Source organism: Vibrio sp. Sgm 5 (genome assembly GCF_026241575.1).
GTDB classification, from domain to species: domain Bacteria; phylum Pseudomonadota; class Gammaproteobacteria; order Enterobacterales; family Vibrionaceae; genus Vibrio; species Vibrio jasicida.
Genome location: NZ_JAPHPY010000008.1, coordinates 120,406 through 146,722, shown reverse-complemented (window position 1 = coordinate 146,722; position 26,317 = coordinate 120,406). Strand labels below are relative to the sequence as shown.

Here is a 26,317-nt window from a genome sequence, read left to right as displayed (position 1 = left end):
TATCTAATCTTCCTTACTCTTTGGTATGAATATTATCCATCCTGGGTAAATCAAATTTATATCTTCTATGCTCTTAAATTTGTTATTGATTCTGGAAAGTTCGAATAGGGTTGTATTGTTTTTTCTTGCTATCTTATACAGCCAATCTCCTTCTTTTACGCGATATTTGATAATGCTTGCCTTTTTGTTATTTTCTTTTGCGGCGTTTTTACTATAAGAATCCATTTTTTCAGATTTAACATCTATAGTTTTGTAAGATGTAGATTTGTGGTTAGAATTAGATATTGGAAAATTGTATTGTCCTCCAATTACCAAGGATTGAAGTTTGCGTTCTTGCTCGTTACTTAAGAGAAACTTATAACCGAAATTAAATGACCATAGTGTGGTAAGGTCATAGCGTATCCCGACTTGAGCAATAGGCGATAGGTCATTATTTTCGAATACTCCTCCTAAACCACCGTAAAATTTATATTTTTTAGATAAGAACACGTTACCTAACAAAGATAAATCGGTCGCATATCTTGATTCCTTGGTTGTGGCCCTAACATATTGACCAGGAGTGATCATATCGAGTTGACCGTAAAAACCGGTGGAAGCCTCAATTGCCCAAGTTGGGGAGATTTTATGCCCAAGTTTAAGCGCGGTTCCAAAAGAAGCGTCGGGCTTTTCGGTCTCAGTTTTGCCGTTATGGGTCATCATCGCGCCCACATACCAATCGGAAGGTAGCTCTGCAGAAAAAGCCGAAAAACTTGTCGCACAAGCGATGATGAATATTTTTGTCCTCACTAGTACAACTCCTCAAACATCACCGTAAAACTTCCTGAATACATACTGGACTCCACGTCAGTAGAGGGGATATCGTTATAACTCACATTGAGATCAAAATTGATGATATTGGTTGGTGCATCAATGACATAACTTGTTCGATCGTTAGTGAGCTTATTAACGCCATTGTCTACCCAAACTCGGTCTTCGCAATATGAAGAGCGACACTCAATACTGAATGGGATCTCCGTCTCACCAGTATTCGAAGCGAGTTTGAAGTCATTAGTTAATAACGTCATTGATAAACCAGTGCTAAACGTGCCTGTCGCTGTCACCGTAAAAGTGGTCTCTGACGACACAGTGTGATTCGCGGTGTCATATACGGGGTCCAAGACGCCATCTCCTGAAACATCGATACTTTCTAAGCTGTTAGGAACGTAATCAATATTGACGGTAAAAACATCTGCAAGTACACGGTAGGTGAGGGCACCACCGGATGACTGGTAGTAGTATCGGATGTCCGCAGGTATTGTTGCAGTATATAAGCCTTTCTCTTGACCTTTTAATGCACTCAGTACTGCGGTGGTATCCATATTGAACTTCGACCTATAAAAATAAAAAGGCGTTACGGTTGCACTGTAATCTAATGAGAAATCTGCACTGCAATTTTGTGTACTGCTATCCGCGAGAGTAACGGTATTTCCCGACAATTGAGCTGTTGCACACGTAGGGCTAGCGAATGGAGTATCATTACGAACATACGAATTAGAAGAAACATTGTATTGCACGCCTTTTAACGCAATTGGGACCTGGATTGTTGCACCTGTAGGGCCCGTGAGTGTTACCTCATCCGGTTTGTTGGTGAGATAGGCACTTGGCAGAAAGCGGTCAGTCGGCGTTAGCCCACTAGCTACCGTCCAATCACTAAGTGTGTATGAATTTCCGCCTAGAGACATTGCGTTTTCTAACCTAAGTTGCTGCCCCTCAACACTGATGTTGAGCGTAGCGCTTTGTGCTAGAGGCGAGGTGAGTAAAAACAACAAATATAAAGAGCGCGTCATTACTTGCGTTCCTTCAATGTGAGCTTCTTACGGTAACTTTCATCATGGTTGATTATGGTGACTTCAACTTCACCTTTGTTTATGTTTTTAGGTAGCTCGTATGCACGCTCGCGACCTGATAACGACATGGCAGTGAATTCACAATCTTCTTGCACATTATCAGTACATTGGTCTACGTAAGCACGAATAAAGCTGTTGCCCGTGTTGTTAATATGAAGCTTTCCATCTGATAGAGAAACGGAGTAGTCAATTTTCTGCTTTTTTGCAGGAATCACGAATAGGGGACGGTAACCAAAGTTAATCGTTACCGCAGACTTCATTTTTCCTTCTGGGTCGTAAGGTGATGGTTCAAAACTTACCAAATAGTATTGATCCTCACTGAAGTCACACTTGGTGCCGCAAAGAGAGCGCACGCCAACTTGTTTTTGGCGCCCTGATTCTACAATCATCTTTGGATGGGTTAGGGTAACGCGCCAATCTGAAAAGTTTTCTTCAGTATAAGGAGTGCGTGTGAGCTCTCCGTCTTTTACTTGCAACTGAGTGATATTGGATTGAATAAATTCTGTCATTGGTTTGTTGTTTGAGATGGTAAATACGCCGTTACCGTATTCGTCACCCACTAACAACATGTTGTCTACGTTCATCGCTGACGCGGTATTTGCAAATAGTGCTACTGCTAAAATTGGAAGTGATTTCATCATCAGTTACCTTTTGGTCGATTAAGTACAAAGTCGTGCTCTTTTGGCGTTTCCGAGATAGCGTATTGAGCGACGTTTTCAATGTTTTGACGTTGTTGATGACTGAGTTGAAGATCCTTATCTCCAGTCAGGTAAACGAAAGACGTTCGGCCTAAACGAGTGGTTAATACCTTTGATTCGTTGTTTGCCATTGCCTTAAGTTGTTGTTCTATCTCGGTGAGATCATCAAACTGGCCGATGTACATCACGTTGATTTGTTGGTTGTCTTTCACCAATACGATGGACTCCATCGGGGAAAGATCGGGTTGGCAGTAGTTGGTGCCAAAATTCAGTTGTTTTGCGTCATCTACAGAAGGCAAGTAGCATTGTTGCCCGTTGCTGGTTAATGAGAAGCTTTGCCCTTCTTGAACATCAATCTTATGTATCCCTGATGTAATGTTTGAAATAGACAAACAAGCCGGGCCATCACATTGAATCTCTTCGATGTCATTGCCAAAAATGTCTTTGAATTTGCTGACAAAGCTAATCACACGGCTGACGTTTGAGTTCAATTCAATGACGGTGCCAGGGTGCGTGTAACTAGTTGTATTTTTTTGCCCAGTGTTGTGTAGGGCGACGCTTTCTACATCTAATTCAATCGAGCTAGTTTGATACTCATCGAGTGGAATCAAACCAGATTCCCCATAGATATACTCTTTGTGTTTGACTTGCTGGTTCGCTTTCACAACTAACAAGCCTTTCGTTTTCTCTTCGTCAGCGTCGAAGCGTATGTTGTTTTGCGTATCTACGGTGACGTATGCATCGCTCTGTTTCGTGGTAAAGCTGATGCTGTTTTTACCGATCACTTGCGTACTGTTTAATGAGGCATTAACTGATTTTTCACCGTTGTCAGCAATGTAAACAAAGCCGTCTGCTTGGTAGTGTTCATTTCTATTTGCAGCATAAGCTGTCACATTGTTTAACGATGATTGCGACGAGTTTGCATAGTAACTGTTGCTAGCGGTTAAACGAACGTCAGTCTCTTTACTCTCAACAAGGTCGCGAGTTTCCAAGCTGTTTGTGTACTGGCTAAAGCCATCTTGATCGACAGTAATGCTCGATTTTCCTCGCAGCTTTAAAGATAAAGGCACTGACAAGTTGAATGCGAGTGTCATTTCACCGTCGTCAAAGTTAGAGGTGAGGGCTTCATTGTTGTAGCTCAGGTTGACATCGATTGTGGAGTCGAAGAAAAACGGTGAACTTACGCCGGATGACAAAAACCAGTTCTTACGTTCGTTATTGTATATATCTGCTTGATTTAAATAGTTAACTGATCCGTAACCACGGATGTTGTCACCTAAACTGAAGCTACCAGAAAGACTCAACTGCTCTTTGCTGCTTGCGCCATAAAGGTACTGCGCAAAGCGGTTTTTCTGTTCGTTTTCCAGTTTTTCGTAAGTCACCCCAAGTTGACCAAGGTTTACGTAACCGGAAAGGTAAGATGCTTCTCCATCCACACTTGAGACAGTCAATTCATAGCGGCTGTCAAATGGAAGGTAGCCTTTGAAACCAATCTGACTCATTAAGTGTGATTCTGTTGCGGTTGCACCCAATGCGATGGTTTGTGTGTCTGACCATTTATAAGCGGCCATACCTTGTAGATAAGCATCAGCTTCAAATGATTCAGTTTTCTCTGATTCAAATTCGTTCTCTTCTGTTACGACGTCGATTTCGCCACCTTGAAATTGCCCTGCAGCAACGGAGTAATCAACTTCCCCCGTGTTTAGCGTATCGGTTTGCGCGTTGTAGATACGAACGGACTCTGAAGAAACGACTTGCGAACCAGCCGAAATCTCGACTGTTACGTCATAAACCCCATTTGGCAGTTCTGAATAGCGAATACTATCTTGTCCTTCCGTTACGGATTTTTGGACAATGATTTGTTCGTTTTTATAGACTTTCAGTACACCACTCGCAGGAGCGTAAAAGAACAAGAACTGGTCTTCGTTGTTGCTCGTACGGCTCAAGTTTTTGCTTGAAGACACTTTGATGTTAACGTCATGATATTGCGTACCGTTAAGCAAAAACGATGTACTGTTCAGTGCCAAGCGATCTTGATGGTAGCCTGCCGTTAGGCGTAGATTTTTATGTTCGACATTGTAGTAACCGTAGTTAACTTCAGATGCATCGTTTTGATTGCTTGCATAGGCATCGACATGTACCGAACCATAAGGTAATCCTAAAACGAGTTGATCACTGAGAGATAGGTTATGGCTATCTTTGAAATCGGAAGAGGTATACAGGCTCGCACGATTGATAAGACCAGGGTTTGCGTTGTAGGTAGGCGCGTAATCTTTCTTGATTGCGCCTGGTTTTGTGTTCGCAAGCATGGACTTATTCACATAAACATAGAGCTTGTTTGAGTGATAGTCATAAAACGTATCAAAAGACTCAGGATTCAACGCGCAAAGGTTCAAGTCTCCGACACAATCGACACTGTTTTCAGCGCCCAACACTAAGCCGTTTGCGATTTGCTTTGCCGCGGCTTTAGTGAGTCCTGAATGAACAAGGTGACCGGTCAGTTTGTCTGCGTCACTCGGATCTTGCAGTTGAACAGAAGAATACGTCACTAGCATAGGAAGAGAAATAAAAGAGCCATTTAGCCCTTTAATCTCGACGTTACGAGCTTGCTGCTGATAGAAGTCTTGAAAGCCTTTAGGAACTGAAGTCGCGTAAGTAGCTGCATTAAACGCAAGCGCACTTAAGATACAAGAAGTAAGAGTTTTATTCACAATGAAAGCTCCGCTAGCACAGAAAGTTTGCCTTGGCACAGGCTCGCGCCTTCAGGCAAGGTTCCGAAAGAGAATTTGACGTCGTATTCGCCCGTCTTTACGCCATCCGAAGCTTGGTTGAACTCCATTAACATAGGTTCTATCTCTGTTAATGGTTGTCCCTCAATGTAAACTTTTGCCAAATCTGTCGGCGTAGTAAGAGCCGTTTCATCAGCGCTGTAACACTGTGAAGTGTTGCTTTTCATAAAGAGTTGAAATCTCATTGACTGATCGGAACTCGGAATATCCGTAGCCACGGTCAGCAATGTGAACGCATCATGAAATGTGTTCGTGTCACTATTTGATCTCAGCGTTATTGAAGAAGGGGAAAACACGACGTCAGTGATCTGATAAGAGAAAAACTGACTTTTATCGATTTCACTGGTTAATTGGAAAGTGTGAGTTTCAGCGAGTGCACCCAAACTCAACATCCCAAGATGCAGTGATATGATTGCTTGTCTAGTAAACCGTTTCACGTTTTCCCCCGTCCAATTACAGGCCGTCTTCGTAACTAGCGGTCATTTGAACGCTAACTTGACCTGCGCCTTGAACAGCGATATCAGTGATTGGTTGCTCATTTTTGACAGTCAGTGCTACGACACCCGTTTGAAGCTCACCAATGTTACCCTGAGTAAATGTTGTGCCAGATAGCTGGTCTGTTACAGCAACATCAGCTTCATACGACATTGAACCGTCCATCATCACTTGAGCGCTAATGTATGACCATGAAGCTAGTGGTTGACGATCGCCGATTGCTTCCAATGTCGAGTCGTAATCACGAGCTTCAAGAATGACCTCTGTAGAAGTGAACTTGCCATCTTCTTCTATGAATAAAGTACCGCTAGCGATATCACCACCACCTGCGCCAGTGATGACTAAATTTTCACTCGGAACTGAGCTACCAATTAGACCACTCCAAATGACCTCCGCGCTTGCTTCGTCAGCTGCATTTACTGCGCCAGAAGCCAAAGTCACTGCTGCTGAACTCATCAAGAAAAAAGTATTAAGTTTCATTTTTATCACCTATGTTTAAAAAGTGTCACGTCAGACCTCGTATGAAATCGGGACGTGGTTAAGCGACAGCTATTTGAACTCGTATGGCTCAGCGTTGGAAGTTAAAGGCTGTTAATGATGCTTTATAGCTAAATTAATGGGATTTAATTTGATTTAATGTGCCATTTAAGTTACTGATATGTTTTGAATTTCGTATTTTTATTTGTCACATAAGCGTGACAGGTTTTGATGGAGTTATAGATGTACGAAAGACTTTCTATTGATACAGTTAGAAGAACAATTACGTTATCCAATAGTGATTCGGGGAAAAAAAACCAAACGTTAGAGCTGAACCGCAGCGAATATAATCTACTGCTTGCTTTCTGTGATTCTCATGGTGAAGTTGTCGACAAGCAAAAGCTGATTGAGCTAGGTTGGCCGGGAAGGGTTGTCGGAGAAAACTCACTCGCTGTAGCAATCATGAAGTTGCGAAAAAAGCTAGAGATGTTAGCTTTGGGGTTTGAAATTAACAATTTGCCGGGCGAAGGTTACGTATTTATAAATACGCAAAATGTCAGTATTGAACAATCAAGCGGAGCTCTAGAAGAGCCGCAACCCCTCAACTCTCAAGTCGGTGAAAAAGACAACGTAGACGAACTCGGCGCTACCGAACCTTATCAACAAAATGTGCCTCAGTTTGACGACGAAAATGAACGTGACGAAGTGAAACACACGGGTTGGAGAGCTCTAATTCGTCAGAATCTATTCTGGGAAGTTTCGATAGGTATTCTTGTGGGGGTATTGCTATTTTTCTTCGTTTATCGAGAGGCATTTGAATGTTTTGATTGCTTTGGAGGCGTGGGTGGTTAATGCAAAGAAATTTAGTTTTAGGGTTCTCGTCATTGTCGTTATTGCGTTTCTGTTGCCTTGGTTTTTTTCTCTTGGTACTTACTTCTCTGGATATGCGCATTTTCAAGATGAAGAGCATGAGATTTTGTTGACTGCAAAATCTGGCATATATAAAACGATTCATAGCTTTGAGGGGCAAGTATACCGTGTTCACACCGGTCTTTACGCGTCTTTGGGCTCGTCAATGTATTTCTTTTCACTGGATGGCAATTACATAGAAGGCCTTGATCCTAAGTTTGCTGAGAAAGTTGTCTCTCTCGATCTTTCTCGATATTTTCGAGGGCTTACTCATGTCAAGTTGGCTGAGCGAGAGGAGGGTAAATGGGTTGGTAAAATGCAAAAGGCCGATAATGAACAATTGTTTGATGAAGTAGTATTAAGTGGGCGGTTGATCGGGTGGTAATAATGACAACAAAGAAAAAAATCTTGATTTACCTTTTCCTTATAAGTGGCTTGATTTCTATTCCTTGGCTCAACGCGCTAACGAGTGATTTTGTTCTCAAAGGTCATTTAGAGGATAGAACTATCAACTTCATTGGTTCCCATGGGCGTTATAAAATCGAGGCAAACTATGTCTCTGATACTCATATCGTCCATACCGGTTATTATGCTTCTCTTTTCGACACGCTCTACCTAATCAAAGTTCGGCGGGATAAGGTCGCGGCTGATTCTAATTTTAGTTTGGACGAATTTGTAAGAGGCCATCAAAGCTTCATCTTATTCAAGCTGCAGCATGAGAAAGGGAACATTTATCAACTTAAGCGTATTGAGGAAGATCCAAGAAAAGGAATTCTACAGTACCCAGTCACTATTGATGGAAGCTTAGGTCTTTTGTAAAAACTACAATTTTCTGCATCCAGCAGAGATTTACCTCACAATACCTCCATTGTTGTTGCTCCTCAAATTTTACTTTGTAGTATCCCACTTTAAGCCATGCTCGCATGGCTTATTACTTTAGTTTAAGCGGTTAGATTAGTTTGTTTAAGAAGGATTAATCAATCTTAATGATCGAACGATTTTTAATTAAAGCCTTATTATTCAAAAGGATATGAACACATTCTTCAGTGCTTGTTTTTTCTTGCAAGTATCCATACCAAACAGATGGAGTATTCTGTCTTTATCGTAAGGGATAAAAGTAATCTCGCTGTATTGGCTTCTGGTATGGGAATGTCTATGAGAAAAAACATGAAGACCTATTGGGTCGAATTAGCACAGAAAACGAAAATCGCTTCTAGTTTAGAGGAGCTGATACATTTCAAGTTTAGAGGGTGCGTTGGCAAGTCAGGCCTTGGCCACAAAGTACGTTTAGGTGTTCTATCATCACTTCGGTATAACAAGCGAAGAGGTATCAACGGTATCAAAGATTAGTGCATTTATAACGTCGTAAATTTGTTGGGGGAGGCACTATATTCCGATTGTAAGTTGCCTAAAAAGGACTACAATCGCGAAATGTTACCCCTCCTTGGTGGATCTAAAAGTGATAAAGAAAACCCTCCTTGCTATGGCACTTTTAGCGAGCATTATCGTTCCGGCGAGTGCTTGTACTGGCATCTCTCTTTCTACTGTGGCGAATGATCACATTCATGCTCGTACAATTGAATGGGGCGAAAACGATCTCAACAGCAAGTTGATTGTTGCTCCCCGTAATTACACGTTTACCTCAACTATGCCAGACCAACAACAAGGTTTGAGTTGGAAGAGTAAGTACGGCTTTGTTGGGATCTCCGTCAGTGACGATCGCTTCATTGGTGAAGGCATCAATGAAGAGGGACTGACTGCCGGTTTGTTTTACTTCAAAGGTTACGGCTCGTTAAAAGCGTACGAAGCGAAAGACCGTGCAAACAGCATTGCTGATATGGACTTTGTTCGTTGGATGCTGTCGCAGTTCAAAACCGTCGATGAAGTTAAAACAGCGATGAAAAACATCGATATTGTTCCGGTTTATATCGATGAGAAAGGGCAACCTTCACCAACTGGGCATTGGCGTGTTACCGATAAAGCGGGCAACAACATCGTCATTGAAATTATGGATCATGGCCAAGTACACATCTACGACAACGAAGTCGGTGTACTAACGAACTCACCAACGTTCCCATGGCAAGTAACCAATTTAAACAACTACATTCATTTGCAGCCGGGCACTAGTGCGCCAACCAAGTTTGGTGGTGTTGAAGCGAAGTCATTCGGTATTGGCTCTGGCTTCTTGGGTATGCCAGGGGACATTACGCCACCATCGCGATTTGTTCGTGCGGCGTTTTTCGTCAATACAGCTCCGGAATCAAAAACGGGCGAAGAGGCGGTGTCACAAGCATTCCACATTCTGAACAACTTCGACATTCCAATTGGTACAGAATTTGGGCCTGAACATCGTGAACATATCCCTGATTTGCCGAGTGCGACGCAATGGACCTCAGTGATCGATCAAGGTAACAAGGCGTTGTACTACACTACGATGCACGACAGTCGAATCAAGAAAGTTGACCTGACTAAGATTGACTTTGACCAAAAACAAGAAGTGAAACGCGAATTGGATAACGGGACTTTTACGTTTACAGACGTGACACCTTAGTTTTCCCTCGAACGTATAAATAACGTACAAAGCGGAGAAGGTTTTCCTTCTCCGCTTTTTTATTTCCGAAACATTATGAATTTCAAGTAGAGTTTTGAAAACTGAGGCATTGATTCAGTAAGTTATGAAGCATTAGTTATTGGCTAATTAATTTCATGACTCTGATTCCATATTAAACAGCCTTTATGCGAGATTTTTTAATCTTCTTATTTATCAGTCGGATGAAAATAATAGTGCTGTAGTAAAAGTCTGATCTTTTCCACAACAAGAGGTTGGTTTAAAACTTATTTATTTAACTTTTATTTACAGTAATATGCTGCTAAATATTTACTTAATTAATGGTGTTAATAGTCGATTTTGAATTAAATTATTGATATTTATTGTTTTTTATTGATTGGCTTTTGAGTTCTATCATTGTTGTCTTGAGGATTTGAAAGCGGTGTTAATTCGCAGGTTAAAGCTTTAAATTGGCTAAAGCTAATTAAGTGATTTCTAAAGTTATGAAATGGACGCTCTGTTCTTGCTTGTTCGATAAGAAATTTTTTAAGGTTTTAACCTTCTATTCTGCGGAAATAAAAAGCTGATTTCATTAAGTTGATTTTCACAATTGCCAGGAAATAAACGTAATAAATAAAGTGGTTGAAATATAAATATAAGGGAAAGGTATGAAAATAAATAAGGTCAATATAGGGCTAAGTGTTGCTTGTGGATTGTTATTCACGGGCGTTACTCACGCTCAGGTTATTCCATTCAATAATAATCAGCCGACTAACGACTTACAGGGTGATTTTGAGGCGATGGTCATTTATGCGCAAAACATCACGGTTCCTCATCACAATGATAAAGGCGATCCTAGGCCGCACCTCACTGCATTGCGTGATACTTTGCTGCTTGTTAAACCTGTCGACCACGTACTGGACTCGACGCAAGTGAAAGTGATTGGGCGCGATGCCAAAGGTGAGCAATTAGGTGTGCTGTCACTGAACCCACCAGAGCAACTTCCGAGTCACGATGGTCCAAACCTCGACATTACGTATGCGCAAGATATGTGGTCAGTGACACTGCCAGCGACTTGGATACAGCCTGGCCTTACTCTAGAGCTCCTGAATGGAAGCACATCAGGCATCGTCTCCGGTTTGGATATTGGTGCGCCGAACGAATTGCTGATAAACACGATGGATTTAGGGATGCTAACCAATCCAAGGGGACGTTTTTACTTCGCAGATAATCCTGAAAGACATAGAGACTACTTCCAAAAAATTCCGGTAAGCAAGTTGATTGTTAACCCATACGAAACAGTAAAACTCAATGAAGTGATGCTGCCAGACGGCCGTTTGTTAACCGAGTTAGATCCGAGCACAGGAACTTGGCACAAAGGGGATATGCGTGCGTATACCACAAAGATTCTGATGTCGCACGGCATCAACCTAGCAAACTATGGCATCAACTCTTCAACAGCGATCTCAGAGAGAGCACATCCATATACGGCAAATCAAATTACAGCGATTGCCGCCGTAGGGCGTTATCAAAATGGCGTGGTTGCTCACGGTGGCAGTGGTGGCAACGGTATGGTGACTATCGACTCATCGTTAGGTAATGAATGGAGCCACGAAGTCGGGCATAACTTTGGTCTCGGGCACTGGCCGGGCGGCACGGATGGCACAACGCACCGCCCATCTACGGATATTAACTCTGCATGGGGTTGGGATCAGTTCCAACAACGTTTTATTGCTAACTTTATGTGGAACAAGCGTAATGGTCAGGATCAGGTTTGTTGTACCGACGGCATAGGAATCCCAGCTTTCGAAGGCTATAAGTTCAACAGAGATGCAATGGGGGGCGGTGAGCCAACTTCACCGATTTCCAAATACACCCTGAACACTCCGTTTGTACTCGAAAAGATTCAGACCTTTATGGAGAAAAAGGCGACATTTGATGCGGAATCGTCGACTGGCTTTAGTAAATGGAACGGTGAAACCAAAACGATGCAAGAGTATGAACAACCAGCGCTCTTGTTGGCCAAATCTATCGCTTCGCAATCTCAACTAAATACGATCAAAGACGACACGGCAGGTTCCGTGCTGTTGGGTTACATCAATGACTTTGATATCACAAAGGTAGAAACGGGCGACGGTCGTTGGATTCGCGATATTTACTTGCCGAGTGCAGCAAATGTTGTCGCGGGTAAAGTGGTGAATGTTGCACGTTACTCTGGGTATGGCGTGACGGTTCATATTAATGGCCAATCGGTGAACTTGAATCGTGGTGATAGCAAGTTTTACATCAGTGACGGTAAAGGTTGGCAAGAAACCAGTGAAGCGCAGGTAGCGGAAAATAACCCAACACGTGTCCCTGCGGATAGTGGTGTCGCTGTCACAACACTTGTTGGTTACTACGACCCTCAGCAGACGCTTAACAGCTATATTTTCCCTGCATTATATGGTGCGTATGGCTTTGTTTATCAGCCGACTCCGGCAGAGAGCCTAAACACAAATGGATGTTATGTCAGAGTGTATAACGGTAGAAACTACCAAACGGATAACTACCAATTGGTTGGATTCCGTTATGACGATAACGTGATGAACAAGTTCCACATCAACCTCAAGCAAGCTGATGCACCGACAAGAGCAGAAGTTGTTTGCGATAACACGGTGTTGAGTTCGCTAGACATTGAGAAACCAAAGCAAGACCTCAAAGTTTCTATTGTTCAGTCTGATTCCTTAACCGACTCAACTCCAACGGAGAATAGCGCACCTGTTGCTCATGCTGGTGAAGATCAGTCTGTACTGTCAGGCGCAACCATTACGCTATCTGCAGAGCAGTCAACGGATGCCGATGGTGATGAGTTAACCTACATGTGGAAGCAAATCTCGGGTTTACCTGCGACCATTCAGTCGATCGACAGAGTGAACACCAGTGTCATTTTGCCGGAGTCTAGCAAAGCGGAGTCGTACGTTTTTTCCGTCACGGTCTCCGATGGAAAAGCAAGTTCTGAAGATACGGTGACTATTAGTGCCCAGCCTCAAGCAAACCAAAATCATGCGCCGCAAGTGTCTCTCCCGCAAAGCATGGATGCAAAGTCTGGTGCAGTTATTGAAATTACCGCAACGGCATCGGACCAAGATGGCGACGTGCTTTCATATCAATGGCATACATCGGGCCTAGCTTATCTGCCTGTATCAGTAGGCACTATTCGTCTGACGGTTCCAGAAGTCACGGTCGATAGCCAATTTACGGTTCGTGTGATCGTCACTGATCCAGCAGGGGAAAGTGCCAGTTCAAGCACGATTGTGAAAGTTAAAGCCAACAACAATTCCTGCAGCATCAGTGATCCAAATGCGGCGAACTACGCTGTATGGTCTGCAAGCAAATCGTACTCGGGTGGTGATCTTGTCAGCCACAAGCAGCTCGTTTGGAAGGCAAAATACTGGAGCCAGAACAATCAACCTGATAACAGCGATGCCTGGGAGCTCATCAGTGATGTAGCGCTGCCATGGTCAACTCAAAAAGCCTACTCCGGCGGTGATCAAGTGACGTACAACGGCGTTAAGTATGAGGCGAAGTGGTGGACGCGTGGTGATCAGCCGGATACATCAAGTGTATGGAAGAATGCTGGCGTAGCATGTCCATGATGCCTTTCCTTCGTTAATTTGTCGGGAGAACTGCCTCCCGACTTGTCTTTCTCATTATCAATAAATGATCTTTTCAATTGCCGAGGCCAATGCCTTTGGGCAAGGGCACGTTGTACTTGTTAGTCAGGTAAACGCTAGGAAACAAGGAGAAAAATATGATTAAACCAAAATTGAAGTTACTTGCTGTAGCATTATCGTGTCTCAGTGCTGTACCGCAAGCCGCTTTAGCTGATGTTCACATCGGAAAAGAGTTCCAGATCGAAGTGATGAGTGATGCCTCAAGGGTGGCATATACCGCAGAAGAAATGGGGTTAGATACACCCGCGATCATCGCGGTCGAAGTCCTTAACGATGCTCATCAGCGTGTTGGGCTACTGCATATTGAAAGCCCTTTATACTTGCAGTTTGAAGAATTTGAAGAGCAAACGGGTGAATTTGTCGCGGCCCATGAAAAGTGGTTTGAGCAGGGAGTGGTGAGTTTAGATCATGCTCAGCAAGCGACATTAGAGAAAGGAAGTTCTGTTCGCTTCTACAGTCTAAATGAGGCTGGCGAAGTTATTGAACTGCTTATGGTGCAGTCAAAGCCTTTGGTTTCCCTTCGAACACGTAGTGTTTCCACCTCTGCCTACAAATTTATTGATAATGGGTCTCCAAATGAAAAAATCGATTTAGTTTTGTTAGGTGACGGTTATACCTCCAGTGAGACGGAAAAATTCCGAAGCGATGCAAAACTGATTACCGATGGTTTTTTTGCTAAGTCACCTTATAGCGATTACCGAGACTATTTCAACGTTTGGTTAATCGAAAAAGCTAGCCAGCAATCAGGTATCGGTATTGGTTCTCCACTCGACGGCAGCGCGTTTAAAAGCTATTTCCCTGACAGTTCAAGCCGATTGTTGCTACTCAAAGATCGTTTTGTTTCGTTGAATGAAGCTAAGGTTGTCCTGCCGGAATCCGCGACCGAGATTTTCCTTGTTGTCTCCAATACAGAAAAATACGGTGGAGTAGGTTACGGAAATGTCGCAACCATGTCGACCCACAGCAGTGCGGTTGGACTTGCCTTACATGAAGTGGGTCATACCTTCGGCAAGCTTGCGGACGAATACAGCTACGGTAACTGTAATCTGAATGGTGAACCCTCTGCAAAAAATGTCACGATGCAAACAAGCAATGTTAAATGGTCGCATTGGATGGCACATGATCATGAGGTTGGTCTGTTCGAAGGCGCGCAATACTGTGCGACTGGAAAATATCGTCCGACCAAAAACTCCTTGATGCGTACTTTAGGAACAAACCTTGAATTTGGCTCAGTGAATAGCGAAGCCTTGATCCTTAAAATGTATGAGACGATCAACCCAGTTGCTTCAGTTTCTCCTTCTTCGAGTACGGTCGCATTGGAAAGCGAACGAGTTTTCAGTGTATCGACTCCTATTCCGACTGACAGAGTAGCTATTCAATGGTCCTTAAATGGAGACGTTCTTTTAGAAGGTGATCAGGCTGCAATAACGGTAAACCCGACAAACCTCGACTCTGGAAGTCATGTTCTAAAAGTGGTCGTGAAAGACACGACTGAAAAAGTGAAACGTGACCCAAGCAACCGTCTTATCAGTGAACGTCAATGGCAACTGAATGTCGCTGATGATCCTCAACCAGAGCCCCAAAACCGTTATCGTTACGCACGCTTTGTTATTGATTCAGAGATTAAAGGACAAGACTTTGCTTCTGCGGCAGAACTGACTTTTGTAGACCAAACTGGCAGCACAGTGTCTCCGGCGAACATGAAAATTGTCTCGGTTTCTAGCCAAGAAACTCAATATCCACGTCCGGCAAGCAATGCCATTGATGGTGACCCTGACACGTTTTGGCATTCACGTTGGAGTCAATCTCCTGTGGGTAAAGCTCCACACGAAATCATCATCGACTTAGGTCAAAGTGTCGCGTTATCCCGAGTTGAATATCTACCGCGACAAGATGGCAACGTAAATGGTACGGCCAAAGATTACAGACTGTACCTTAGTAATACCGTTGGGCAATGGGCATCACCGGTGGATAGCGGCTCGTTTGCACCGAATACGGAAGAAAAGGTGATGTTGGTGGAGTCAAAAGGTGAGGAAAACCAAGCGCCTAACGCTATTGTTTCTCGCTCGCAAGGTGAATTGACAGGATCGGGAGCCGTGATGTTAATCGGTGAAAAGTCTAATGATCCTGATGGTGACGGTTTAGTGTATCAATGGCAGCAGACTTCTCCTAAGTCGCCCCTCGCAGTTATTGAATCTCCTAAAGAAGCAAACACCCAAGTGCGGTTTGCTGGCAGTACGAGTGAAGTCACTTATCGATTTATCTTAACCGTCAGCGATGGTGAGCTTTCGGACTCTGCAGAAGCAGTGATTATGCAGAAAGCGGAAGCGACTCAATCAAGTCCAAAATGGGACGCAGGTAAAACATACGCAACGCCTTGTGAACGCGTTTATTGGAAAGAGAATGAATGGGAAAATCAGTGGTGGACTCAAGGCACGGAGCCGGGCTCAGATGGTTCATGGGGCGTTTGGCGACAAGTTAATACTTCGAACAATCAGTGTTCTTAAACGCAAAGTTCCAAGAAACACTCGTTAGAAATATTAGCCACAGACTATGTATTTCATGGAATCTCATGAGGGTGAAAACATGAATAATTACAAGAGATTATTTCTTTGCGCCTTGCCTATTGCGCTGCATTTACCAGCCAATGCATCTCAAAGTGAAACTTACATCGTCCTCCTAGATGATGCGAGTTCACCAAAGAAAATGACGCGAAGTACACAGGTTAATTCTGTCAAAGAAAAAGCAAATCAAGTATTGCAACGTTTGGCGAACGGGCCTGAATCGGTTCACACACGTTCATCCCGAACTCATGCCCCCGTTTTGGCTGATAGTATCTACCAAAACCTCAGTAGCTTCTCTGTAACACTATCGAAAGGTCAAGCTGAGAAGCTTAAAGAAATGGCGGAGGTCAAAGGTGTTTACCAAGACGTTATCTTTAGCGCGAACGGTGTACATGGCCAGAATTCACAACGAGTCGCTTCTTGGGGATTAGATCGTTCTGATCAACGTGAGCTGCCTTTGGATGGACAATACGAAGTCGGGCGATACACCGGAAAAGGCGTATCGATCTATGTTATCGACTCAGGTATCGATTTTTCTCATCCGGATTTTGGCGGTCGTGCTCAATCTGGTTGGGACTTTGTTGATAACGATAGCGATGCTTCTGATTGCCATGGTCACGGTACTCACGTTGCGGGTACAGCCGCTGGAGGTCAATATGGTATCGCACCGGAGGCAGATATTTATTCGGTGAGAGTCTTGAATTGTGAGAACAAGGGTTGGGGAAGCCAGATTCTTAAGTCTTTTGATTGGGTCATTGAACATGCTAAGCAACAAGGTCAGCCAGCTGTCATCAACTACAGTATTTCTCGAAGTACTCGCTGGGCTCCACTCGACCAAGCGGTTGATAGGCTTATTACTGAATACAACCTGCCATTTGTACACGCGGCTGCGAACAATAACACCGATGCCTGTACCAAAACACCACACTCTGAATACTCAATAACGGTTGGGGCATCCACCAGCGACGATTACCGTTGGTATAGCTCTAACTGGGGAGAATGTGTCACGCTGTTTGCGCCAGGAGCCAACATTATTTCGGCCCGAAACCATGGTGGATATCAATCAATGTCAGGTACCTCTATGGCAACACCACATGTAGCAGGGCAAGTTGCACGATTGCTAGAAGCAGAGCCTAAAGCATCGCCGAGTGAGCTAAAACGTTTGCTGATAGAAAATAGCACGGCAAATGCTCTGTACAACGTGGGCGACGGTTCGCCAAATCGTTTGTTGTACGTCAAGAGTGAAGACAGTACAGACGTAAACCAATCTCCAATAGCTGTCGCAACCAGCAACCAATACGAACTGACAGGTGCTGGGACGATAAGTTTAACTGGGGATGCTTCTCGCGATCCGGATGGCGACCAATTGATCTATCAATGGCAGCAACTCGCCCCTTCAAGCCCTCTTGCTATTTTGGCATCACCTTCCGCCTCGAAGACGAACGTAGTCTTTGATGAAAGTGGAGCCGACATTACTTACCGCTTCTTATTAACGGTAAGTGATGGCGTGACTTCTGATTCCGCAGAAGTGAGAGTGGTGCAAAAAGCACAACCTACCACTCCCAACGGTGTTCAATGGGAGTCGAGCAAAACTTACGCTTCTCCTTGCGAACGCGTCTCTTGGAAAGGGAGTGAATGGGAAAACCAGTGGTGGACAGTCGGTAACGAGCCGGGCGTTGGTGGCACATGGGGTGTGTGGCGAAAAGTTGGAGATTCGAACAATCGATGTGGATAAACGCGATTCTTCAATAGTGAATTAAATAGCGGTTGAGCCAATTAAAAAAGGATGGTCATTTACAGCCATCCTTTTTTATAGCTCAAGCTTTAAGCACTATTTATGTTTACAGATAACAAATGCTTTTGCGCGAAGGTGTCCCGACTTGTCTTACTACTTTGTGGGCCCAGCCGTTAAGATTTTTATTTTACAAGGAGGTGATTAAAGTAATTACTTTAATCACTAAATAATAAATTTGGAAAATAAATCAAATAACCAACAAGTTAAGAATTAACTGACGCTTTTCTACGCTCAGTCTGATTGTGCACAGAGATTAAGTTCAATAAAGTGGCAAGAGTTATCGAACAGGGATGTGATTATATTCCGTTATAGGGTGAATAATCCCTTCCGGTGCTGATGACAGCTTCTTTAACTCACAATTACAACTACATTGAGCGATCTCCTATGTTTTTTAAAAAGAAAGAAGAAATAAATACTGTCGATGTGAATATGGACTTTGTCAGATCGTTGTATTCATCTACTGCCGTCATTGAATTTGATCTTCAAGGCCATGTTTTAGAGGTCAGTGACTCTTTCCTATCTTGCATGGGATATGAAAGAACAGAAGTGCTCGGTAAGCATCACTCAGTGTTTTGTTCTCAAGACTTAGTTTCATCACACATTTACTCAAATTTTTGGGATGACTTAAGAGCTGGAAAAGAAAAAAGCGGTGTGTTCTCTCGAAGAGATAGAGGAGGAAATGAGGTATTTATTGAGGCCACATACTTTCCTATCTTTTCTCAAGGTCGGGTTGATAGAGTTGCCAAAATAGCTTCGGATATTACCAAAGCGCATACAACTAGTATGAATAACCAAGATCTCTTAACAGCATTAGATAAAACCTTTGCAGTGATCTCCTTTAGTCCCTCCGGGGAGGTGCTAGATGCCAATAAGGCATTTCTAGATACTTTGGGCTATTCGAGAGAGCAGGTGATTTTGAAACATCACCAAATGTTTTGCTTTGATGAGTTTTACAAAGAAAACCCAGACTTTTGGAAAGACTTACAAAATGGAAGAGCCTTTAGCGGCCGGTTTTTGAGAAAGTCATCTATCGGAGAGAAGGTTTGGATTCAAGCATCTTACAACCCAATTTTTAATGAAAAAAATGAGATGTATAAGGTTGTTAAGTTTGCTACGAATATCACCTCAGAAGTGATGAGAGAACAAGAGTCAAAAGACGCATTGACGATTGCTTGTAGTACATCTGTTGAGACAGAACAAGTTGCAACGGATGGTAAAAACTCAATCTATCAAGCTCAAAAGCAATCATCTGCGGTTGTGGAGCAAGTGGCAAGTTCTGTTGCTTTGATTGATACGCTTAATGAGCTTTCCGCAAGTATAGAGAATATAGTCCAAGTCATCGGGAGTATCGCAGACCAAACCAATTTGCTTGCTTTAAATGCAGCAATTGAGGCTGCGAGGGCTGGGGAGCATGGTCGCGGCTTTGCCGTAGTTGCAGATGAAGTTCGTGTTCTTGCGTCGAAAACATCTAGCTCGACAAATGAAATAAGTAAAGTGGTTTCGGACAATCTTGCACTTACCAATCAGATCTCAGCATCGATGCACGCTATTCGTCAATCTTCTAATGAGACTGATGAGCAACTGTTACTGGTCTCCTCAGTCATTGATGAAATACAGAGGGGAGCAGAAAATGTGGCAAAAAGCATGTCTAATCTGACGTAACTTTTGTAATGAAAGTAATAGTCAAAATCTTCAAATTAGACCTGCATATTTGATCGATGACTGTTCACTAAACAAGGGGGACGATCACAATGACAACGTTGAGATACTTGTCCCTGTTGCGAAAATATGTGGCCGAATTACTCATGCACATCGGTGTGAAGGACGAAGAGACTGTTGGTAATTAGAGCAATCGATGCGGATTAACAGTTAACACTTGCTCTGGTTTAAGAGGGTTTTTCAGAGGTTAGGCGCCTCATTTTTACTTACAGAAGCGTATTTATTACCGATAACTTATCAATTTTTATAGAATTTAATCATTCTGTTTATCGTAGGAAAAATCAGACAGAAACCTTTATTTTCAACGTATTAATGATTTTTCACACAATAATTTTGCGATTCTCGTAGGCATTCCGTTAGAAAAGTTCTGTCGTATGCTATCCAGACCACAGGAAGTATTTGCAAGAATTCTCGCTAACGCTAGTTAAGATGTTGGTCGGGAAATCATAATGAAAGATAAAATGGAAACGTATTGGGTTCAGCTTGTTGATAAGGCAAGTACGGCATCCGATCTGTCGGATTTGACTCGCTCGAGACTGCGCGGGTGTATAGGGAAGTATGGATTGCGTTACAAGGTGGAAGGGGGCGTATTGAGTGAACATCGCTACAACCGTAAAAACCTGGTGAACAGCATGGAAGGTGAAGCCGAAACTTCACCATCCTAAGCGTCTTTATTTTGAGCGGCTCTTCGTTTGCTCCAGCGTGATATGAGTTGCATCATTGCTGGTCAGCATTTGATACGGCCTTAGGCCAAAGAGTGGCATAATAGAGTAGATGTGATCGAACAAGTCTGCTTGAACGCCTTCGTAATAAGCCCAGTCGGTATTATTGGTAAAGGCATAAACTTGAAGCGGAATACCTTCCGGTGTGGGTTCTAATTGCCTGACCATGATCAGCATATATTGGTGAATATCTTTGTTCGCTTTCAGATACGCATTAATATAAGCGCGGAACATGCCTAAGTTTGTCATTTGACGAAGGTTACCCAACGCAGGTTCCTCGCTCATCTCTTCATTGTATTCGTTAATATCACGCGATTTTTCATAAATATATTGGCGTAAGATTCGAATGCTTTTCAGCTTTTCAATTTCCTCATCAGACAAGAAACGAATCGATGTGACGTCGACATTAACGGAACGCTTAATACGGCGACCACCAGAATCAGACATGCCTTGCCAGTTAATGAATGCATTTTGAACCAGTGCGTAAGCGGGCAGCATACTAACGGTATTGTCGAAGTTTCGTACTTTTACTGTCGTTAATGAAATCTCTTCTACCGTACCGTTGGCGCCGTATGAGTCCATCTGAATCCAATCATTCAAGCTGATCATGCGGTTTGCAGAAAGCTGAATACCCGCGACAAATCCTAATATCGTGTCTTTAAACACCAGCATGACAAAACCTGTCGCGACCCCCAATCCAGAGAGGAAGATAACAGGGGATTCATTGGCCAATATCGACATCGATACGACAACACCTACAAAGAAGGTAAAGAGCTTAATAAGCTGAACAAAGCTCTTGATTGGCATTTTTCTCGTAATGCCTTTAAAGGTGGCAATGTCATTCAAGGCATCAAGTAGAGCGAAAATCATCCAAATAAAGATGACCAAAATCGAGATACTTAAAATGCGGTCAAAGATGTTGGCTAACCAGTCATAATGACCAACGGCTAATGGAATAAAGACATCCAAAACCATAATTGGAATCAGCAGTGAGAGTTTTTCTAAAACATCGTATTTCGTAAAGCTGTCTGCCAAGGGTTTATTGGTTTTTTGCAATACATTGTTGGCAGAGCGAACGATAAGGTGATGAACAATCAAATAACTGATCGCAGCAGCAGCGAGGCTCGACAAAACAAAGACACTGGTGAGCTCTATTCCGTATGGATCGCTATTGATGCCGACGGCACTCAGCTTTTCTGAAATGAAAGTGCGAATATGATGATCGAGCAAAATGTCATCCTCAAAACGGGCCTGAAAACTGGGAGTGAGAATCTCAAAACAAAAAATCAAGCAGCAAGCGTTAGAAAGCCGCCAATCCTACTCCCCATCTCTTTGTTTTGCACTGCTTTAATCTAACAATCGTGAATCTTATTATTCAAAAATAGTGTATAGGCGATGATGTGATACGGGTTTAACATCCAATTCTGCAAACGGGACATGTATTTCTGTTAAGTCTGTGAACTCTCTACGGTTTTATTAGACTAGACTGAAAGGGCGGCTCGCGTTTAATTTAAGAGGCATTCAATGGAAAATTCTAATCAATCACAACAACCGACTTTTTTGTCTAAAGGCTGGAAGTACTTCGTCATTGTCGGCGTCATTATCTCATTAATGGGCGTTGGTGCCATGAGTTTGCCTGTTTTGGCTGGCGTGACGATCTCGACCATCGTTGGTGCGGTTCTGTTGTTCAGTGGTCTGGTTCAGGCATACCACACGTTTTCCATTAACGTTTGGAAAGAGAAACTTTGGTACGTCTTAAGTGCCGTTTTATATATTGTTGGCGGTTTGTTTATCCTATTTAAGCCACTCGCAGGCTTAGTAACCATTACAATGTTGATGGTGATTGTGATGATCTTAAACGGTTTGACTCGAATCTTCTTTGGTTTGAGCAACCGGAACCTACCAAGCAGCAATGTGATTGTATTCAGTGGCGTAATTTCAGTGCTTATCGGTGGTTATTTCTTCATGTTGCTCGACGATCCTGCATTCTCAACCACGCTATTGGGCACATTTGTGGGTATCTCGCTACTGATTGAAGGCATCAGCTTCATCTTTATGGGCTTACAAATGAAAAAGCTTTCCCAATAAAGACGCTATCTAGCGCTAAAACTTTGTGAAATAGAGAATGCCTGCCGATTCGGTGGGCATTTTGTATGGATGACTTAAAATCGTTCTCTATCTCACATATTTACTATTCAAGTCAGGCTCATATCTGAATCTCTCTTACTGTTTAAGCAAAGGTTATTAATAGACAAGGAGAGGATTTTGAGACCTATTCAAACCGCAGTGATTGCACTTTCATTGGTGTTTAGCTCTGTATGGGCAGACACTCAATTGCCAGATTCAGTAGAGGCTGACGTAGTCCTAAAGACGACAACCAGTTGGGATGGCACTACGTTGCCTGAATACCCCAAAGGTCAACCGGAAGTCACCATTTTAAAAATTACCGTCCCCAAGGGCGTGCAGCTTCCCATACACCAACATCCTGTCATTAATGCAGGCATTGTGCTGAAAGGGGAAATCACTGTCACGAAAAAGAATGAAGAGAAGATCGTACTGAAAGCCGGAGATGCAATTGCGGAAGTCGTCGACCAATGGCATTTTGGCGCAAATACGGGTGATGAGCCGGTAGAGATTTTGGTGTTTTACGCTGGTGTGAAAGATTAGCCGATAACGGTGAAGTGAAGCATGCAGAATCAAAAAGCCCGAGCATAAACTCGGGCTTTTTGTTTTTCCGTTGTAGAGTGTTATGACTCGCAAGGTTTTGCGTGATTGATATTGCGTTTTTGTTTGAACGACATCAGCAGTTGCGGAACCAGCGACATCAGGATCATGCCAAGCATCAAGCTGTATTGTACGGGTGTGAAGCTTTCGCCCATCAATACTAAACCAGAAACAATGCCAGCTACTGGGTTTGCGATACCACCGAAGGTAAAGTCCACCACCGACATGCGTTGCAATAGCCACACGTACATGCCGTAACCAAGCGCAGTGTTAAGTACGATAACCCACAATAAACCACCAACGTTTCTTAATGATGCGTTTTGTAGGGCACTCACATACGGCTCTGGATCAAAGCTTGCGAAGATGGCTGCGGCGATAGAAAGAATGATGCCGCCTAGGATGAGCTGCCACGTTAGAACCGTCCACCAGTGCATTCTTGTCCCTAGAGACTTAGTGACGCTGCTGCCGATAACGATACACATGATTGCAGATAGCATAGCGATCAAGCCAATTGGGTTAAGTGTGATCGAGCTAGGATCAAACAGGAACCACGCCAATGCAATCAGCGCTGCGCCGCTTATCCCTTGAATCAAACTCGGTTGTCGCTTGTACACAACCCAGCCAAACAGCATTGCGAACACAGGGACAGAAATCATACCCACTCCGGAAATTGCAGAAGGCAAGGTCAACGCCATAACAAAGATGAGTCCGAAGAAGAGGGCTATATTGATTGTGCCGAGTACCAATAAGATCTTCCAATCTTGTTTCTTTGGTAGTGATGGTTTGATAGCAAGCAACAAAAGGCCAGCCGGCAAAGCTCGCAGCGCGCCAAGCAACACCGGCGGCCAGTCTGGCAAAGTAAATTGTGTCACGGCGTAAGTGGTGCCCCAAAAGAACGCCGGAATCATCGCGAGTAAAATGTTCATGTTAAATATCTTTACGTTGAGATAATTTATTGTAAAGGTACGCTCGTGATGGCTTTTTGTAAAGTATCTTTATGTTAAAATAAATTCGTAAATCAAAATGTCTTTGGAGATGAAAGGGTAATGGACGCAATTGACAGAGTGGTAAGCCAGTGGGCTAAGGAAAAGCCGGAGCTCGACACCGAACCGATGGCGATCATGGGGCGTTTGATGAGAATCGCAAAGCACATGGAGAACCACGTCGCCGAGCTGCACAAACGTTACGACCTCAAAATGGGCGAGTTTGATGTATTAGCAACGCTGCGACGCAGTGGTCAGCCATATCGTTTAACGCCATCGGAGCTGATTTCATCCATGATGCTGACGTCCGGTGCCATGACAAATAGGCTTGATAAGCTAGAGAAGAAAGGTCTGATCGCTCGTGAGCACAGTAAAGAAGACCGCCGCAGCGTCACTGTCGAACTTACAGCAAAAGGTTTCGAGCTCATTGACTCACTGATAGAGCAGCACCTTCAAGCGCAACATGAGTTGATGGGGTCTTTAAGCAATGCAGAAAAAGGGCAGGTTAATCAGGCGTTAAAGCTTCTATTACCGCAGTATGAGTAATCGAGAACCTATTACCTAGTGGTTGCTAAACTAACGAAAGCGCAGTGTATTTCATTGGGATATCAGTAACATAGTTTGTGCTTGGTCACAGATACTTTGTTTATTATCAATATCTTCGGACAAAAACTCGCACCTTTAACTCGTACCGGCTATATAAATGTTATGGCGATGTTAAAGGTGAGGTTATGCGTGAACTCTCTGAATGGTTAGAAGCCTACGGTGAGAGCCATCAAAACCCAATCAATCAAAAGATTCATAAAGTGGCGGTGCCGGGTATCTTTTTATCCGTGGTTGGGTTGATTTGGTCTATTCCGCAAATTCCTTTGTTTGGATTCAATCTCAATTGGGTATGGGTTGTTGCTTTACCCGCGTGGATCTTCTACTTCCGGTTGTCTCTCAGTGTGTTCATGATGATGATTGGCTACACCGTTGCGTGTATTGGGCTAATCTGGTCGATGGACATACTCGGTTGGCCAGTCTTACAGATTTCGATGCTACTGTTTGGTGTGCTTTGGATTTTCCAGTTTATCGGGCACAAAATCGAAGGGAAGAAACCATCGTTTTTTGAAGACGTTCAGTTCCTCTTAATCGGGCCAATTTGGGTGTTTCGTAAGCATTAACGTGGGAGTGTTAGAGCGTTAATGCTTATCGGCCATTAGCTTAAAGTTACTTGTTTATCTGAGTAATTATGTTGTTTAGTTTGGTTATGTTTTCGACGAGCTCATGCATGTTCTCCTCTCCAACTTGATTGCAAAACTCTTCGGCGTAAGCTTTATGAAAAGGAGTGATCTTTGATAAAACTTCATACCCTTTGGATGTTGGACGAAGCAATTTAGCTTTCTGGTGTAACGGATTCTCAATGGTTTCTAGAAGACCGTCGTCTATGAGTTGATTACTTGTTCTTTGAACGCTCTGGCGTGTAATACCCATCTTGCGAGCGACTTCTGCTTGGGTAAAAGGGTGGGTTTCCACTGCACCTAATATTTGCCAGCGTGTTGCAGTTAAGTTTGCTTGTGTTGCGATATGTTCAGCAATGGCAAGGAAGTGTCCGTTAAGTTCGAATATAGAAAGCGCTAGTGTACTTAGGTCTTGTTTGGCATCACGCATTGCTTTTCACCTCACCGAGCAATTCAAAGAATCCGTTGATGTCTCGTTGATAAAATAGCTTTTCCCATGAATTTAATGTTTTTTCTGAGTATAGACTCAAGGTCTTAAATATCTCGATCGCAAAAGCTACGGGCTCTATACCGCTTGCAGTAATAACATGATTGCAGGTAACGGCAGGCGCATTAACGTAGTATTTGCTACCGGAGTAACCCGTCATCTCCATAAACTCCTTGGAGTTACTTGTATGCGACCTTTCGTCTAACAGGCCTTCTTTGGCTAAAGCTGCAGTCGCACCGCATATGGCAGCAATAGATTTGTTTTGTTCGATGAAGAGTCTTGCTTTATGAATGAAATCGCTGATACCTCCGATAGCAGCATTATCAGAGCCACACAATATTAACATTTCGCTGTCGAGTGGATTCAATTCTTCCAAAGTTAAATCAGGAAGCATTGTAATACCACCTTTAGATTTTACAGAGTTTTTGTCCCTACCTACTGTTTTGACCTCGTAACTGTGAATATTTTGTTGAAACTCTGGAGAATTTATATGCGCTATCACGTAGCCAAATTCCCAGTCAGAAATTCCTTCGTATATTGCGAGGTGAACGATTTTTTTCATGACTTTTCCTCTAAAATGGTAAT

At 43.2% G+C, this 26,317-nt stretch carries 23 protein-coding genes; 13 read left to right on the top strand and 10 right to left on the bottom strand.

Features of this window, described 5'->3' with window-relative positions; genetic code table 11:
• Positions 1 to 3 precede the first annotated feature (3 nt).
• From OQJ86_RS07065 to OQJ86_RS07040, 6 genes are read right to left on the bottom strand one after another with little or no spacing between them, the layout of a single operon-like run.
• Entirely contained in the window at positions 4 to 786 is a 783-nt protein-coding gene (locus OQJ86_RS07065) for a LysM peptidoglycan-binding domain-containing protein (protein ID WP_265987313.1), read from the bottom strand.
• Positions 786 to 1,826 (bottom strand): hypothetical protein, encoded by a 1,041-nt coding sequence (locus OQJ86_RS07060; RefSeq protein WP_265987312.1) that lies wholly within the window; start codon positions 1,824 to 1,826, stop codon positions 786 to 788. The genes OQJ86_RS07065 and OQJ86_RS07060 overlap by 1 nt, the downstream gene beginning before the upstream one ends.
• Entirely contained in the window at positions 1,826 to 2,524 is a 699-nt protein-coding gene (locus tag OQJ86_RS07055) for a hypothetical protein (RefSeq protein ID WP_265987311.1), read from the bottom strand. The genes OQJ86_RS07060 and OQJ86_RS07055 overlap by 1 nt, the downstream gene beginning before the upstream one ends.
• A 2-nt stretch (positions 2,525 to 2,526) precedes the next feature.
• A complete protein-coding gene (locus OQJ86_RS07050; RefSeq protein ID WP_265987310.1) occupies positions 2,527 to 5,295 on the bottom strand; it encodes a TcfC E-set like domain-containing protein in 2,769 nt (922 codons plus the stop codon).
• Entirely contained in the window at positions 5,292 to 5,810 is a 519-nt protein-coding gene (locus OQJ86_RS07045; protein ID WP_265987309.1) for a hypothetical protein, read from the bottom strand. Before OQJ86_RS07045 ends, OQJ86_RS07050 begins: the two co-directional genes overlap by 4 nt.
• Positions 5,811 to 5,826: 16 nt before the next feature.
• Positions 5,827 to 6,348 carry a hypothetical protein gene (locus OQJ86_RS07040; protein ID WP_265987308.1) on the bottom strand — a complete coding sequence of 174 codons (522 nt, stop codon included), beginning with the start codon at positions 6,346 to 6,348 and terminating at the stop codon, positions 5,827 to 5,829.
• A 240-nt stretch (positions 6,349 to 6,588) separates the two neighbouring features.
• Here OQJ86_RS07040 and OQJ86_RS07035 point away from each other — a divergent pair, with 240 nt between their 5' ends.
• From OQJ86_RS07035 to OQJ86_RS06985, 9 genes are all read left to right on the top strand, one after another.
• Positions 6,589 to 7,197 (top strand): winged helix-turn-helix domain-containing protein, encoded by a 609-nt coding sequence (locus tag OQJ86_RS07035; protein WP_265987307.1) that lies wholly within the window; start codon positions 6,589 to 6,591, stop codon positions 7,195 to 7,197.
• Positions 7,190 to 7,639: a hypothetical protein gene (locus OQJ86_RS07030; RefSeq protein WP_265987306.1), complete on the top strand. Its 450-nt coding sequence runs from the start codon at positions 7,190 to 7,192 to the stop codon at positions 7,637 to 7,639. The genes OQJ86_RS07035 and OQJ86_RS07030 overlap by 8 nt, the downstream gene beginning before the upstream one ends.
• Before the next feature lie 2 nt (positions 7,640 to 7,641).
• Positions 7,642 to 8,073, top strand: coding sequence for a hypothetical protein (locus OQJ86_RS07025; protein ID WP_265987305.1), 432 nt, complete (start codon positions 7,642 to 7,644; stop codon positions 8,071 to 8,073).
• 640 nt (positions 8,074 to 8,713) lie between these two features.
• Positions 8,714 to 9,805: a choloylglycine hydrolase family protein gene (locus tag OQJ86_RS07020; protein ID WP_265987304.1), complete on the top strand. Its 1,092-nt coding sequence runs from the start codon at positions 8,714 to 8,716 to the stop codon at positions 9,803 to 9,805.
• 665 nt (positions 9,806 to 10,470) lie between these two features.
• Positions 10,471 to 13,437 carry a M66 family metalloprotease gene (locus OQJ86_RS07015; protein ID WP_323054505.1) on the top strand — a complete coding sequence of 989 codons (2,967 nt, stop codon included), beginning with the start codon at positions 10,471 to 10,473 and terminating at the stop codon, positions 13,435 to 13,437.
• A gap of 155 nt (positions 13,438 to 13,592) precedes the next feature.
• Entirely contained in the window at positions 13,593 to 16,022 is a 2,430-nt protein-coding gene (locus OQJ86_RS07005; protein WP_265987303.1) for a M64 family metallopeptidase, read from the top strand.
• Positions 16,023 to 16,101: 79 nt separating this feature from the next.
• Entirely contained in the window at positions 16,102 to 17,814 is a 1,713-nt protein-coding gene (locus OQJ86_RS07000; protein ID WP_265987302.1) for a S8 family serine peptidase, read from the top strand.
• Between the two features lie 444 nt (positions 17,815 to 18,258).
• Positions 18,259 to 19,536 carry a PAS domain-containing methyl-accepting chemotaxis protein gene (locus OQJ86_RS26590; protein ID WP_323054504.1) on the top strand — a complete coding sequence of 426 codons (1,278 nt, stop codon included), beginning with the start codon at positions 18,259 to 18,261 and terminating at the stop codon, positions 19,534 to 19,536.
• Between the two features lie 506 nt (positions 19,537 to 20,042).
• Positions 20,043 to 20,258, top strand: a complete 216-nt coding sequence (locus OQJ86_RS06985; protein ID WP_227740561.1) for a hypothetical protein — start codon at positions 20,043 to 20,045, stop codon at positions 20,256 to 20,258.
• Between the two features lie 6 nt (positions 20,259 to 20,264).
• On the opposite strand, the gene OQJ86_RS06980 is transcribed toward OQJ86_RS06985, so the two are convergent.
• Positions 20,265 to 21,545, bottom strand: a complete 1,281-nt coding sequence (locus tag OQJ86_RS06980; protein WP_265987301.1) for a mechanosensitive ion channel family protein — start codon at positions 21,543 to 21,545, stop codon at positions 20,265 to 20,267.
• 294 nt (positions 21,546 to 21,839) lie between these two features.
• Between OQJ86_RS06980 and OQJ86_RS06975 the strand changes: the two genes are divergently transcribed.
• Complete coding sequence (locus OQJ86_RS06975) at positions 21,840 to 22,403, top strand: HdeD family acid-resistance protein (RefSeq protein ID WP_265987300.1); 564 nt, start codon at positions 21,840 to 21,842, stop codon at positions 22,401 to 22,403.
• A 177-nt stretch (positions 22,404 to 22,580) separates the two neighbouring features.
• Positions 22,581 to 22,982, top strand: coding sequence for a cupin domain-containing protein (locus OQJ86_RS06970; RefSeq protein WP_265987299.1), 402 nt, complete (start codon positions 22,581 to 22,583; stop codon positions 22,980 to 22,982).
• 80 nt (positions 22,983 to 23,062) lie between these two features.
• On the opposite strand, the gene OQJ86_RS06965 is transcribed toward OQJ86_RS06970, so the two are convergent.
• Positions 23,063 to 23,965 (bottom strand): DMT family transporter, encoded by a 903-nt coding sequence (locus OQJ86_RS06965; RefSeq protein WP_102389800.1) that lies wholly within the window; start codon positions 23,963 to 23,965, stop codon positions 23,063 to 23,065.
• Between the two features lie 120 nt (positions 23,966 to 24,085).
• Here OQJ86_RS06965 and OQJ86_RS06960 point away from each other — a divergent pair, with 120 nt between their 5' ends.
• Together OQJ86_RS06960 and OQJ86_RS06955 are read left to right on the top strand one after the other, a co-directional pair.
• Positions 24,086 to 24,568, top strand: a complete 483-nt coding sequence (locus OQJ86_RS06960; protein WP_045404339.1) for a MarR family winged helix-turn-helix transcriptional regulator — start codon at positions 24,086 to 24,088, stop codon at positions 24,566 to 24,568.
• A gap of 185 nt (positions 24,569 to 24,753) precedes the next feature.
• Entirely contained in the window at positions 24,754 to 25,188 is a 435-nt protein-coding gene (locus OQJ86_RS06955; RefSeq protein ID WP_009706035.1) for a DUF962 domain-containing protein, read from the top strand.
• A 46-nt stretch (positions 25,189 to 25,234) separates the two neighbouring features.
• Here the strand turns inward: OQJ86_RS06955 and OQJ86_RS06950 are convergent, their stop codons facing one another.
• Positions 25,235 to 25,675: a MarR family winged helix-turn-helix transcriptional regulator gene (locus OQJ86_RS06950; protein ID WP_265987298.1), complete on the bottom strand. Its 441-nt coding sequence runs from the start codon at positions 25,673 to 25,675 to the stop codon at positions 25,235 to 25,237.
• A complete protein-coding gene (locus OQJ86_RS06945; protein ID WP_265987297.1) occupies positions 25,668 to 26,294 on the bottom strand; it encodes a DJ-1/PfpI family protein in 627 nt (208 codons plus the stop codon). Before OQJ86_RS06945 ends, OQJ86_RS06950 begins: the two co-directional genes overlap by 8 nt.
• Between the last annotated feature and the right edge of the window lie 23 nt (positions 26,295 to 26,317).

Bases quoted from the DNA above. Each gene is read 5' to 3' on its own strand.
- OQJ86_RS06985 (WP_227740561.1), top strand. From the start codon at position 20,043: ATGAAAGATAAAATGGAAACGTATTGGGTTCAGCTTGTTGATAAGGCA.
- OQJ86_RS06945 (WP_265987297.1), bottom strand. From the start codon at position 26,294: ATGAAAAAAATCGTTCACCTCGCAATATACGAAGGAATTTCTGACTGG.
- OQJ86_RS07025 (WP_265987305.1), top strand. From the start codon at position 7,642: ATGACAACAAAGAAAAAAATCTTGATTTACCTTTTCCTTATAAGTGGC.
- OQJ86_RS07040 (WP_265987308.1), bottom strand. From the start codon at position 6,348: ATGAAACTTAATACTTTTTTCTTGATGAGTTCAGCAGCAGTGACTTTG.
- OQJ86_RS06975 (WP_265987300.1), top strand. From the start codon at position 21,840: ATGGAAAATTCTAATCAATCACAACAACCGACTTTTTTGTCTAAAGGC.
- OQJ86_RS07035 (WP_265987307.1), top strand. From the start codon at position 6,589: ATGTACGAAAGACTTTCTATTGATACAGTTAGAAGAACAATTACGTTA.
- OQJ86_RS06955 (WP_009706035.1), top strand. From the start codon at position 24,754: ATGCGTGAACTCTCTGAATGGTTAGAAGCCTACGGTGAGAGCCATCAA.
- OQJ86_RS06950 (WP_265987298.1), bottom strand. From the start codon at position 25,675: ATGCGTGATGCCAAACAAGACCTAAGTACACTAGCGCTTTCTATATTC.
- OQJ86_RS07015 (WP_323054505.1), top strand. From the start codon at position 10,471: ATGAAAATAAATAAGGTCAATATAGGGCTAAGTGTTGCTTGTGGATTG.
- OQJ86_RS07055 (WP_265987311.1), bottom strand. From the start codon at position 2,524: ATGAAATCACTTCCAATTTTAGCAGTAGCACTATTTGCAAATACCGCG.
- OQJ86_RS07000 (WP_265987302.1), top strand. From the start codon at position 16,102: ATGAATAATTACAAGAGATTATTTCTTTGCGCCTTGCCTATTGCGCTG.
- OQJ86_RS07005 (WP_265987303.1), top strand. From the start codon at position 13,593: ATGATTAAACCAAAATTGAAGTTACTTGCTGTAGCATTATCGTGTCTC.
- OQJ86_RS07060 (WP_265987312.1), bottom strand. From the start codon at position 1,826: ATGACGCGCTCTTTATATTTGTTGTTTTTACTCACCTCGCCTCTAGCA.
- OQJ86_RS06960 (WP_045404339.1), top strand. From the start codon at position 24,086: ATGGACGCAATTGACAGAGTGGTAAGCCAGTGGGCTAAGGAAAAGCCG.
- OQJ86_RS26590 (WP_323054504.1), top strand. From the start codon at position 18,259: ATGTTTTTTAAAAAGAAAGAAGAAATAAATACTGTCGATGTGAATATG.
- OQJ86_RS06965 (WP_102389800.1), bottom strand. From the start codon at position 23,965: ATGAACATTTTACTCGCGATGATTCCGGCGTTCTTTTGGGGCACCACT.